Origin of the sequence: Terribacillus jepli (assembly GCF_047228925.1) — a bacterium.
In the GTDB taxonomy this organism is placed as follows: Bacteria; Bacillota; Bacilli; order Bacillales; family Amphibacillaceae; genus Terribacillus.
Genome location: NZ_JBFEGH010000001.1, coordinates 67,582 through 80,078 on the forward strand (window position 1 = coordinate 67,582; position 12,497 = coordinate 80,078).

Annotated in this window: 9 protein-coding genes; all 9 read left to right on the forward strand. The window is 45.2% G+C overall.

What is annotated here, in order from left to right:
• The first annotated feature begins 41 nt into the window (after positions 1 to 41).
• The 9 genes from dnaB to AB1K91_RS00385 all read left to right on the forward strand — a co-directional run bounded on the left by dnaB (position 42) and on the right by AB1K91_RS00385 (position 12,491).
• Entirely contained in the window at positions 42 to 1,406 is a 1,365-nt protein-coding gene (dnaB, locus tag AB1K91_RS00345) for a replicative DNA helicase (protein ID WP_093726319.1), read from the forward strand.
• A gap of 152 nt (positions 1,407 to 1,558) precedes the next feature.
• Positions 1,559 to 2,848, forward strand: a complete 1,290-nt coding sequence (locus AB1K91_RS00350; RefSeq protein WP_413087353.1) for an adenylosuccinate synthase — start codon at positions 1,559 to 1,561, stop codon at positions 2,846 to 2,848.
• Positions 2,849 to 3,027: 179 nt separating this feature from the next.
• Positions 3,028 to 3,732, forward strand: a complete 705-nt coding sequence (gene yycF / locus AB1K91_RS00355; RefSeq protein ID WP_093726317.1) for a response regulator YycF — start codon at positions 3,028 to 3,030, stop codon at positions 3,730 to 3,732.
• Positions 3,733 to 3,737: 5 nt separating this feature from the next.
• Positions 3,738 to 5,585 (forward strand): cell wall metabolism sensor histidine kinase WalK, encoded by a 1,848-nt coding sequence (gene walK, locus AB1K91_RS00360; protein WP_413087354.1) that lies wholly within the window; start codon positions 3,738 to 3,740, stop codon positions 5,583 to 5,585.
• Entirely contained in the window at positions 5,582 to 6,874 is a 1,293-nt protein-coding gene (locus tag AB1K91_RS00365; protein WP_413087355.1) for a YycH family regulatory protein, read from the forward strand. The genes walK and AB1K91_RS00365 overlap by 4 nt, the downstream gene beginning before the upstream one ends.
• A complete protein-coding gene (locus AB1K91_RS00370) occupies positions 6,874 to 7,725 on the forward strand; it encodes a two-component system regulatory protein YycI (protein ID WP_413087356.1) in 852 nt (283 codons plus the stop codon). The genes AB1K91_RS00365 and AB1K91_RS00370 overlap by 1 nt, the downstream gene beginning before the upstream one ends.
• A gap of 13 nt (positions 7,726 to 7,738) precedes the next feature.
• Positions 7,739 to 8,536, forward strand: a complete 798-nt coding sequence (locus AB1K91_RS00375) for an MBL fold metallo-hydrolase (RefSeq protein WP_413087357.1) — start codon at positions 7,739 to 7,741, stop codon at positions 8,534 to 8,536.
• Between the two features lie 56 nt (positions 8,537 to 8,592).
• Complete coding sequence (locus AB1K91_RS00380) at positions 8,593 to 9,798, forward strand: S1C family serine protease (RefSeq protein WP_413087358.1); 1,206 nt, start codon at positions 8,593 to 8,595, stop codon at positions 9,796 to 9,798.
• A gap of 368 nt (positions 9,799 to 10,166) precedes the next feature.
• Positions 10,167 to 12,491, forward strand: coding sequence for a YhgE/Pip family protein (locus tag AB1K91_RS00385; protein ID WP_413087359.1), 2,325 nt, complete (start codon positions 10,167 to 10,169; stop codon positions 12,489 to 12,491).
• Positions 12,492 to 12,497 lie beyond the last annotated feature (6 nt).

The window sequence follows — 12,497 nt, forward strand, 5'->3', positions numbered from 1 at the left end:
CGGTACAATGGTAGCAGTATGCCAGAAATGGGGGAATCATGATGGAAGAAGTCTGGAATGATCGGACCCCTCCACATAATATAGAAGCAGAGCAAGCTGTGATTGGTGCCATCTTTCTGGAACCAGAAGCATTATCGAGAGCGTCGGAACAAGTTGTAGCTGACGATTTCTATCGTGCAAGCCACCAGCGTATCTTTGATGCGATGATGCGCCTATCCGATAGAGGGGAACCAGTGGACCTTGTAACGGTCACAACAGCACTTGCCAATGCAAAACTGTTGGAGGAGGTCGGCGGTGTTTCGTATTTAAGCGATCTTGCCAATGCCGTTCCGACAGCAGCAAATATAGAGTACTACAGCAAAATCGTAGCGGAAAAGGCGCTGCTGCGCAGGCTGATCCGTTCTGCTACAGATATTGTCACCTCAAGCTTCGCTAAAGAGGATGCTGTCGAGGATGTGCTTAATGAAGCAGAAAAGTCGATTATGGAAGTTTCCGGACGAAAGAATTCCGGTGCTTTTCAGAACATCAAGGATGTTTTGATCGACGTTTACGATAATATTGAGAAATTGCACCATCAGAATGCGACAGTCACAGGTGTCCCAACCGGATACCGGGATCTGGATAAGATGACGTCCGGTTTCCAGCGGAATGACTTGATCATCATCGCAGCGCGTCCATCAGTAGGGAAGACGGCCTTTGCATTGAACATTGCACAGAACGTAAGTATACACGCAGGTGAAAATGTCGCGATCTTCAGTTTGGAGATGGGGGCAGAACAGCTTGTCTCACGTATGCTTTGTGCAGAAGGGAATATCGATGCGCAGCGATTGCGTACAGGAAGTCTCCAAGCAGAAGACTGGGGCAAGCTCACAATGGCAATGGGGAGTTTGTCCAATGCTGGTATTTACATTGATGATACGCCTGGTATCCGTGTCAGTGATATTCGTTCCAAGTGCCGCCGTTTGAAGCAGGAAGGCGGACTTGGTATGATTTTGATCGACTACTTGCAGCTCATCATGGGATCAAGCTCCGGAAAAGGAGAAAACCGTCAGCAGGAAGTGTCGGAGATCTCCCGTTCCTTGAAGGCTTTGGCACGTGAGCTGGAAGTTCCGGTCATCGCCCTATCGCAGCTCTCCCGTGGGGTTGAGCAGCGGCAAGACAAACGACCGATGATGTCCGACTTGCGTGAATCGGGAAGTATCGAGCAGGACGCCGATATCGTCGGCTTCCTGTACCGTGATGATTATTACGACAAAGAGTCGGAGAAGCAGAATATCATCGAGATCATTCTCGCTAAGCAGCGTAACGGTCCGGTTGGAACGGTGGAGCTTGCCTTTGTGAAGGAATATAATAAATTCGTAGATTTGGATCATAGATATTCGGAAAGTGATGTTCCACCGGCATGATAACAGCACCCTATCAATCGATAGGGTGTTTTTTAACGAACGAATTTAAAGTGTTTTTATTAATTGTTCGGTTGTATCATTGACATGTGTTTTGGGGATTGATAAACTTTAGAAGTGTTAAAAATAGTTTATTTGGCGGAGGTGCCACACAGATGTCCTCAGTAGTTGTAGTAGGAACCCAATGGGGAGATGAAGGGAAAGGGAAGATTACTGACTTCCTTTCACAAAATGCCGAAGTTGTTGCTCGTTACCAAGGCGGGAACAATGCTGGCCACACAATTAAATTCGATAATGTCACATATAAGCTTCACTTGATTCCATCCGGTATCTTTTTCCCGGAAAAGAAATGCGTATTGGGCAATGGTATGGTAATCGATCCAAAAGCATTGATCAAAGAATTGGAATATTTGCACGAACGCAATGTCAGTACAGATAATCTAGTCATTTCCAACCGTGCACATGTCATTCTTCCGTATCATCTGAAATTGGATGAGCTTCAGGAAGAAGCAAAAGGCGCTAATAAAATCGGTACGACGAAAAAAGGCATCGGACCTGCATATATGGATAAAGCAGCTCGCATGGGTATCCGTATTGCGGATCTATTGGACAAAGATGCTTTCCGTGAAAAACTGGAGCAGAACTTGGAAGAAAAGAACCGTCTGTTCGAGAAAGTTTATGAAAGCAAAGCCTTCACCGTAGAAGAAATCCTTGATGAGTACTTTGAATATGGACAGCAAATTGCGAAGTATGTAACAGATACATCCGTTGAGCTGAACAATGCGTTGGATCAAGGTCGCCGCGTACTGTTCGAAGGTGCACAAGGCGTCATGCTTGATATCGACCAAGGTACGTATCCATTCGTCACAAGCTCCAACCCGATTGCCGGTGGTGTTACGATCGGTTCCGGTGTCGGTCCGACGAAAATCAACCACGTTGTTGGTGTTTCCAAAGCGTACACAACTCGTGTTGGCGATGGTCCATTCCCGACTGAATTGCATGATGAAATCGGCGATCAGATACGCGAAGTTGGCCGTGAATACGGTACGACCACTGGTCGTCCGCGCCGTGTCGGCTGGTTCGACAGCGTTGTTGTGCGTCATGCGCAGCGCGTGAGTGGTATTACAGATCTTTCCTTGAACTCGATTGATGTATTGACAGGAATCGAAACGCTGAAAATCTGTGTTGCTTACCGTTATAAAGGTGAAATCATGGAGCATTTCCCGGCAAGCCTGAAAGAACTTGCTCAATGTGAACCAGTTTATGAAGAGATGCCAGGCTGGACAGAAGACATCACTGGTGTCCGCAACTTGAGTGAACTGCCAGCGAATGCACGCCACTATATCGAGCGTATTTCCCAGCTGACAGGCATTCCGCTAAGCATCTTCTCTGTCGGACCGGATCGTACTCAGACAAATGAAGTAAGAAGCGTATACAGTCAATAAGTTAAAAATCGTCCATGCGGACGATTTTTTTCTTTTTCCTTCCAAGAAATGTCGGATTGCCCCCTTCCAAAGACATTTGACCGAAATTGCTGTAAAATAGAAAGGGTATGCAAATACTGAACTAGTAATATAAAGATAATACAATTCAGATAAAAAACACTAGAAAGCGTGGGAATACGATGAACCATAAGATCTTAGTGGTGGACGACGAAAAACCAATCGCTGATATATTGAAATTCAACTTGGAGAAAGAAGGATACGAGGTGATCTGTGCCTATGATGGTGATGAAGCTGTCGAGTTGGTACAGCAGGAGAACCCGGATTTGATCCTTTTAGACATCATGCTGCCGAACAAAGACGGCAATGAAGTATGCCGTGAAGTACGGAAGACGCATAATATGCCAATCATCATGCTGACTGCGAAGGATGCGGAAATCGATAAGGTCCTTGGTCTTGAGCTCGGTGCTGATGACTACGTGACAAAGCCTTTCAGCAACCGGGAAGTGATTGCCCGTGTTAAAGCGAATTTACGCAGACAAGCGCAGATTCCAGAGGAAGACAACAAAGAGAACAAGGATATCGAAATCGGCAAACTCGTCATCCACCCAGAAGCATATACAGTGACCAATGATGGTGTACAGGTGGAACTGACACATCGTGAATTCGAATTGCTTCACTACCTTGCCCGTCACAGCGGACAAGTCATGACGCGTGAACATCTGCTGGAGACAGTTTGGGGATATGACTATTTCGGTGATGTACGTACAGTTGACGTAACCGTGCGCCGTCTCCGCGAGAAAATCGAGGACAATCCGAGCAGTCCGCTCTGGATCATCACACGAAGGGGTGTAGGATATTATCTTCGCAGCCCTGAACAGGAGTAATATCTATGAATAAGATAGGCTTTTTCCGTTCTGTGAGCCTAAAACTGGTTGTCGTTTACATTTTACTGCTGATCATCGCTCTTTTGCTGATCGGCGTCTTTTTTACCAACAGCTTGGAAAACCAGCTGATTCAAAATACAAGAGAGTCTCTTGATTCCAATATGCAGTGGCTGGAACAATCCTTAGCTCAGGAATTTGAGGAGGATCGCTCCCCAACTGATCCTACATTGGAAGAAGACATCGCAGATTTACTGAAAAATTACTCGGAAGGTAATACAACGAAGATCCAGGTTATCGATACGCAGCGTCAGCTTGTAGGTACAAATGAGTTAAGTGATAACGATACCGTAGGTGCACGGATAACGGATAATAATATAGTCCAGGCAATTACGAATAATGGATTTCCGGATCAGAGTAAGCTTAATATCGTCATAGATGCAGATAGCGGAGATAGAACCCTGAAATCATATTACAACATCGAAGGAACAGATAGTAATGGCGATAACGAACTGCTTGGCCTGATCTATGTTCGTACATCGATTGAACCTGTATATAGTCAACTGAAGAGCACAAATCTCACCTTTTTGCGTGCTACATTCATTGCCCTCATTTTCGCTGCCATCCTTGGAATTCTCATTGCCCGGGCAATAACCAAGCCAATCAAGGAAATGCAAAAGCAAGCCCGTATCATGGCAACTGGGGATTTCTCCAAGCGAGTGAATGTTTATGGTGAGGACGAAATAGGACAGCTTGCCCGTACTTTCAATCATATGAATGATGAACTCCGGCAAGCGCATATGCGGACAGAAGGTGAGCGTCGCAAGCTCAGTTCCGTACTCTCCCACATGTCAGATGGTGTCATCGCAACCGACAGGAATGGTGCCATTACATTGATGAATGCTCCGGCAGAAAGTCTGATCGGACGAAGTGCTGACGAAGTACGCGGCCAATTCCTGATCGAAGTATTGAACTTGAATGAAAAGATAGTCGATATAACGGAAATACAGGAAACAGGATCGATCATCATTGATATGAGTGATGATGACCAATATTTGCTGCTTCGCTGCAATTTCTCCATCGTACAGGATGAATATGAGCAAATCAGCGGGTTCATCACGGTGATCAGTGACGTTACCGAACAAGAGCAGATTGAACAGGAGCGGCGGGAGTTTGTCTCCAATGTGTCGCATGAGCTCCGGACCCCTTTGACAACGATGCGGAGTTATTTAGAGGCGCTGACGGATGGAGCGTGGAAGAATGAATCGATCGCCCCGCAGTTCCTGGATGTCACACAGCAGGAAACGGACCGGATGATTCGCCTCGTCAATGATCTGCTCCAGCTCTCCCGTATGGATAGCAGCAATTATACGATGGAATGGGAACGGCTCAATTTCGTCGATTTCTTCCATCATGTGATCGACCGCTTTGAAATGAACAAGCGGGAGGATATTGCATTTGAACGCTATCTGCCAAAAGAGGAAGCGTTCATCTCGATTGATAAAGATAAGATCATGCAAGTGTTGGATAATATCATCAGTAATGCCATCAAGTATTCACCGGATGGCGGAACGATCCGTTTCCGTCTTCGAAAAGATAGTCAAAAGCTATTGATCAGCATCTCTGATGAGGGGATGGGTATTGCTTATGAAAAACTGGACAAGATATTCGAACGATTCTATCGGACGGATAAAGCCCGTACCAGGAAGCTAGGCGGTACAGGTCTGGGTCTGGCAATAGCTAAGGATCTTGTCGAAGCACATCACGGAGTAATTTGGGCCGAAAGCAAAGAAGGTAGAGGCACGACCGTGCTCTTCACTATTCCGCTTAACCGGAAAAGGGGTGAGGTGCGTTGAAATTAGAGACATTCAATACGATTTTGTTAGTCATTCTTGTAGCGATGAGTCTGATTTTGACAGCCTATGTATGGACTTTTCAGCCAAATAGCCTGAAATCGGAAGGAATCGGCACCGAGGAAGCGAAGACGCTAGGCGGGGTGGAGAAGCAGCTTGCGGATGTAGTCCGTCCGACACATATTTATGTGCATAATGGTGACAATCACTTTGTTTTTAAATCCAAGGAAGAAGAACAGGTTTTCACGGATGGACTGGCGGACTGGACGCTTACAAATACCAAACCGGGTAGTCTGGACGAATTGCCAAAGACAAGCGTAGAGCTCGTTTATCCAGTGACGATAGCTTATTCCCAGCTGAATGCTTTATTCCAAGTGGAAGGGGCAGAAAACGTGACAAGCAGGCTGGGTAATGGCGGTTTTACTAAATTATATTTGGAGCCAAATGAGGATAATACGACAGATTTGATCTTTGTTAATGATCGGCAGGAGGATCCATTACAAAATGTCGTAACAGCGACAGTAACGAATAATATTCAAAATACGATCCTAGCCGAAGACAGCCTTACTGCAGCCGTTCCTTTATCTGAGACTGGTACAAATGACTTGAACCAGATTTTCCTGCCGGAAGAGATTGTCGTGAAAGACAGTAATGTCCGCGGAGAGACAATTTCCAGGAATGCATTTGCTGAAATCTATATGGATAATAATTACACCATTCAAGGAACAGATCAATACACCGATAGCAATCTATTGGAGATGATCAAGTTCAGTAATAATGGACAATTTGCTTCCTATCAATATAGTTCAACCTCTCCTGGCGCCGGTACGACGAGCAGGGCTGATCAGATGCAGGCTGCAATCAATACAATCAATACCCATAAAGGATGGACAGATGATTATAATTTGTATGCAGTGAGTGGGGAAAGCAATTTCACTTTCCAATTTCGGATGATGAACGATGGTTATCCGGTATTCCAGACGAATGGGTTATCGTTAATAACCATCCGGATGCAGAGCACGCTTCCCGAACCAGTCAGCTATGAGCGGACGCTGCTTGATATTGGAGTTTCCGGGGGGTCCCGTGACTATATGCTAACGGTCCAGCAAGTGAAGGATTGGATGGAAAAGAACAAATACAATCCGCGTGATATACAGGATGTAGTCATCGGCTATCGTTTGGATGATAATGATTCGGACATTTACAAATATCATCTGAAACCTAGTTGGTATGTGAAATATGAAGGAGAATGGAATGAGGTCAAGGACAGTGATACAGGGGGAGAGAGCTGATGCAATGGAATAAAATTAAGCTCATGTTCATCCTTGCCTTCCTTGTTTTGAACATTTACCTTATCTTCCAGCTGTTCCCGCAGGAAGAAACGGAACAGCTTGTATTGGAGACAGAAAGTCAAGATAAGGTTCTATCCAGTGTGACAGGTTATAAAGAGCTCTCTGATGAGGAAACAGAAACCAATCAGCAATATGAAGCAAAAAAGCTGCATTTTACGGATAAGGATTTGGAGAAGATTCCACAGGACGAAGAAATGGACTTCGATATCAGCTCAGGGGATCAGCTGGTTGCAACATTCAAGGAACCGAAGGAATTGCCGGTCGAGATTTCGGCAGATGATGATCAAGAACAGATAACAGAAGAACTAAGTGGATTTGCCGAGGATTATGTTTTGAACGGGAAAGATTACACCTATTGGGGCAGACAAGGCAATAAACTGCTATTCTTCCAAAAGACAAGTGAGGGACAAACCTATTTCAGTCCGGATAGTCTGCTGCTTGTCACCCTCAATAGTGATTACAAAGTAACCGAGTATACACAAACGTATATTGAGGATTTCAAGAAGAGTGAAAATCAAGAGAATCTGAAACATTATTCAGAGAAGGAAGCCGTCAAAGCATTGCAGAGTAAACAGCTGATTGAAATCAATGACAAGATTGAAGTGGAAAAGGGCTTTTACCCGACTATCGAGCTTTCTTCAAAGCTTAATTTTGCCCCTGCTTACAAAATCACAGTAAATGGAACGAAGCATTATTTTTACATGTTGCTTCCGGACTATCCATATACGAATGCACCGACTGAGTCAGTATTTCTAAGCAGCTTAGAACCAGAGACAGAAGAAACACAATAAGAGGTGAAACAGCATGACGTTAAGCTTTAGCGTACTTGCTTCCGGCAGTTCCGGGAATGCGTTCTTTATCGGAACGGAAAAAGAGCGCATCCTGGTCGATGCTGGTTTGACAGGCAAGGAGCTGCAGCGTTTATTGGAGGAGGCAGGAATCGATCCGGCAACACTGACGAAAATCCTGGTCACACATGAGCATAGTGACCATATAAAAGGATTAGGTGTGGCAGCAAGGAAATTCGATTTGCCGATTTACGCTAACGAGAAGACATGGAAAGCGATGGAGAACAGCATCGGGAAGATACCTTTGGATCATAAATTCGTCTTCGACATGGAAGAGACGAAAACGTTTGGAGATCTGGATGTGCAGTCATTTGGCGTATCCCATGATGCGGTGGAGCCGATGTTCTATGCTTTTCATCATGATGGTAAAAAAGTAGCGTTAGTGACGGATACTGGTTATGTATCGGATCGAGTGAAGAAAATCGTCGAGAAGGCAGATGCCTACATTTTTGAAGCAAACCATGATGTAGGTATGCTGCAGATGGGCAGCTATCCATGGAATGTCAAGCGGAGGATACTGGGTGATCTTGGTCACGTATCCAATGAAGACAGCGCGCTTGCTCTGACAGATTTGATTGATAACAATACGAAGCGCATCTATCTGGCACACTTGAGCCGCGATAATAACATGAAGGATCTCGCACGGCTTGCCGTCGGGAATATCTTGCAGGAGCGAGGCTTCGATTTAAATAAGCACATCGAATTGCATGATACAGATCCAAAAACACCGACACCGCTTTTCCAAGTAGTTTAATTTTCTGATATCGTGGAAAGATAGCTATATCGAAAAGAATTGGAACGGAGGCTAACATGGACTATTTTGATGACCAACACAGGGAACCGGAAAAACCGAAGCGACGCGCAAGCTGGCTGCTGCCAGCTATATTGGGCGGGATCATCGGCGCCGGTATCGTATTGCTTGTCGCTTATGGGCTTGATCGGGACAGTCTGATGCCGAACGACCAATCGCAGCAAGGAGAGGCTGCGCAGCTCGCAGCGGATTCAGATCAAAATCCCAATCTACAGAATGTTAGTGTCGATGTGCAATCCGGCATTACCGAAATCGTGGATGAAACCGCACCGGCTGTTGTAGGGGTAGTGAATTTGCAGCAAGGTGATGCACTTTTCTCACAGGAAGAGAGTACTGCGGGAAGCGGATCTGGTGTCATATATAAAAAAGAAGGCGACAAGGCCTATGTAGTGACGAATCACCATGTCGTCGAAGGTGCAACAGATGTCGATGTCATCTTGCATAATGGCGTGGAAGTTTCCGCGAATCTGCTTGGAAGTGATGTTTTTACCGATTTAGCAGTTTTGGAAATGGATGCTTCCCGAGTTGAACAGGCAATTGAAATCGGGACCTCTTCTTCCGTCAAAACCGGGGAGCCCGTCATTGCCATTGGAGATCCATTGGGATTTTCAGGATCGGTTACACAAGGCATCATCAGTGGTGTAAACCGTACGGTGCCACAGGATCTAAACGGGGATGGCCGAGCTGATTGGCAAGCAGATGTCATGCAGACGGATGCTGCTATCAATCCAGGTAACAGCGGCGGTGCCCTCATCAATATGGCGGGGCAGCTGATCGGGATCAACTCGATGAAAATAGCTGAATCATCTGTTGAAGGAATCGGCTTTGCCATTCCGGTTGACAGCGCTGTCCCTGTAATGGAACAACTTGAACGGAATGGGCAAGTCGAGCGTCCATACTTAGGAGTGGAAGCATACTCATTAAATGAAATTCCAGCATCTGAGCGGACGGAACACCTAGGCTTGCCGGACGGTATTGAAAATGGGGTTTACATTTGGAGCATCGAAGCGCTATCCCCAGCAGCAAGTGCCGGATTACAGGAGCTGGATGTCATTACGGAGCTGGATGGTCAATCGATTGAAGATATGACATCATTACGCAAGCATCTCTACGAAGATAAACAAATCGGTGATAAGATGAAAGTGACGTATTATCGAGACGGGGAAAAGAATGAAACTACTGTAACTTTAAGCTCACAGCAATAAGGCAGCCTCATATAGGCTGCTTTTTTAGTTATGCACAACCTGTGGATGTGTATGAGGATAACATACTCTATTTTGTAGGGAACAAATATTCTTATTACTAAATAAAGAATCACTTTTGTGTATATGTGTATAAGTTTGTGGATAATTTGTTCATAGCGTGTGGAATGCTGTGCATAAAAGGGTTATGCACAAGTTATTCACAATAATGGTGGATAAATTATGAAAGCGACAACATGGAAAAGAAGCAGCCTATCCATTGTAGGAATAGGCTTTTTCTGTTATTATTGTTTAGCGGATTGACCAAAAGACGATTTCGGTCAATTGGTCTATGTGGACAACTTGGTAATTGACACTTAGGAGGAAAAGTTATGAACATGTTGAAGAAGGAATGGCTTCACATATGGAAAGACCGGAAAATGCTTCTGGCCATATGCGGTATATTGGTTGTTCCTTTGCTTTATAGTGCTATTTTTCTGGCGGCTAACTGGAATCCGTATAATAATACGGATAATTTACCTGTTGCTGTCGTGAATCTTGATAAAGGATCAACTTTTGAAGGCAAGGAACTTCATGTCGGAAGCGATTTTGTGGATAACTTGAAAGACAATGATAAATTTGACTGGCAGTTCGTCGATGAGTCAAAGGCAATGGATGGTCTGAAATCAGAGGATTATTATATGGTAGTCAAGATTCCAGAGGACTTTTCGGCAAATGCAGCTACTTTACTGGATGATGATCCGAAACAAATGAATATCGAATACTATTCCAATCCAGGTAAAAACTATCCAGCTTCCAAGATTACGGATAGTGCGATGCAGCAGCTGGATAAAGAAGTTGCAGAGCAGGTAACAGAGGAATATGCCCATTCCGTATTTGCCAGTCTTTCCGATGTGGCAGATGGACTGAAAAAAGCTAGTGATGGCTCCAAGGAACTTGCGGATGGTTCAAACGAGGTTAATGAGGGAGCTAAAAACTTAAGCAAGAACTTGGCGAGCCTGTCGACTAGCACAGCAACTTACACAGAGAAGGTTGGCGAAGCAGATCAAGGCATGAATGAGTTGGATACAGGTATTCAGAGTTTAGCTTCCAAATATCCAGACCTTGACCAAGGAATTACAAAAATCAATGATGGCCTTCAGACATTGAATGGAAGTAGCAGTGATCTGGAAAGCGGATCTGATCAATTGGTATCGGCCACCGATCAGATATCAAGTGGATTGCAGCAACTGCAGCAGGCTACCGATCAATTAGCAGGCAGTTTTCCGGAATTGAATAATGGTATTGCAGCGGCGAATGAAAAAGCACAAACTGTCAAAGACAAACTGGATGCAGCGCAGTCTCAATTGACGGCTTTGGGAGATTTGGCACAGCAACTGCAGGAGTCGAAGCAGCAGATTGAGCAACAGCAAGCAGCTCGGATCAAGCAGCTGGAAGATATCGTGACCAATGATGACCTCTCTTCTGAGCAAAAGCAGGAGGAACTGCAAAAGCAGATTCAGGAGCTGGAGGATGCAGTTCCTGATGTTGATGTACAGCTTCCGGATATTGATCCAGAAGCAATCACACAGCAGCTGACTGAAGTGACAACACAGCTTGACCAGATCGATAAGCTTGCGCAAGGTGCACAGCAGACACAGACAGCGTTGAACGGATTAAATGAAGCAGCTGGCAAGCTGGCGGATGGTGCATCTTCTATCCAGTCAGGCCAGACAGAATTGAATAATGGGATTCATTCGTATACGGATGGAGTCAGTCAGTTGGCAAATGGGTCCCCTGCGCTAGTTTCAGGTTCCCAGACGGTAATTGATGGATTGGGACAGCTTCAATCAGGCAGCAGCAAGCTCACAGCAGGTCTGGATCAATTGAATGCCAATGGTCCGCAATTAGCCGATGGGGCGCAGCAGCTGACGGATGGTTCACAAACCCTGTCCGATGGCACACAGAGTGTGACGGATGGAAGTAACGAATTGCATGATGAGTTGGCTAAAGGTGCCGAAGACGCAAACATCAGCACAAGCGATAAAACAGATAATATGTTTGCCAGTCCTACAGATGTGAAGGATGAAAAATTGAGTACTGTGCATACCTATGGGGAAGGACTTGCGCCATACATCCTTTCCATCGGTTTATTTGTTGGAGCGCTGGTATTCACGAATATCTTCCCGCTTCGCGACCCTGCAAGTGAACCGACATCGGGCTTTGCATGGTTCCTGAGCAAGTTCAGTATTGTCTTGTTTGTCAGTGTGCTCCAATCTTTGTTTGCAGTAATTATGCTTGTCCATATTATGCATGTGCAAGTGCATAGTGAATGGCGTTTGCTCCTATTCGCAATCCTATTCAGTTTAACTAGCTTCCTGCTGATTCAGTTTCTGACAGTTGCATTGGATAATGTAGGGCGCTTCCTGGGAATTATTGCGTTGCTATTCCAAATCGGTGCAGGTGCAGGGACTTATCCAGTGGCGTTACTTCCGGAATTCTTCCAAGTCATTCATAAGTTCGTCCCGATGACATATGCAATCAGCGGATTCCGGGAGATCATTTCCATCGGCGATGACTGGGGTTACCTCTGGCAGCAAGCTGGTTACTTGAGTATCTTTTCTGTGCTATTCTTAGCATTGACAATTCTTGTCTATATATTGCAGACTCGTAAATTCAAAAAAGATGATGAAGATGAGGCTGTTGTTTCCACGTAAAAGAAA

What these genes read in the sequence shown, in the direction of transcription:
- dnaB (WP_093726319.1), top strand. Translation starts at nt 42, where the DNA reads ATGGAAGAAGTCTGGAATGATCGGACCCCTCCACATAATATAGAAGCA.
- AB1K91_RS00350 (WP_413087353.1), top strand. Translation starts at nt 1,559, where the DNA reads ATGTCCTCAGTAGTTGTAGTAGGAACCCAATGGGGAGATGAAGGGAAA.
- yycF (WP_093726317.1), top strand. Translation starts at nt 3,028, where the DNA reads ATGAACCATAAGATCTTAGTGGTGGACGACGAAAAACCAATCGCTGAT.
- walK (WP_413087354.1), top strand. Translation starts at nt 3,738, where the DNA reads ATGAATAAGATAGGCTTTTTCCGTTCTGTGAGCCTAAAACTGGTTGTC.
- AB1K91_RS00370 (WP_413087356.1), top strand. Translation starts at nt 6,874, where the DNA reads ATGCAATGGAATAAAATTAAGCTCATGTTCATCCTTGCCTTCCTTGTT.
- AB1K91_RS00375 (WP_413087357.1), top strand. Translation starts at nt 7,739, where the DNA reads ATGACGTTAAGCTTTAGCGTACTTGCTTCCGGCAGTTCCGGGAATGCG.
- AB1K91_RS00380 (WP_413087358.1), top strand. Translation starts at nt 8,593, where the DNA reads ATGGACTATTTTGATGACCAACACAGGGAACCGGAAAAACCGAAGCGA.
- AB1K91_RS00385 (WP_413087359.1), top strand. Translation starts at nt 10,167, where the DNA reads ATGAACATGTTGAAGAAGGAATGGCTTCACATATGGAAAGACCGGAAA.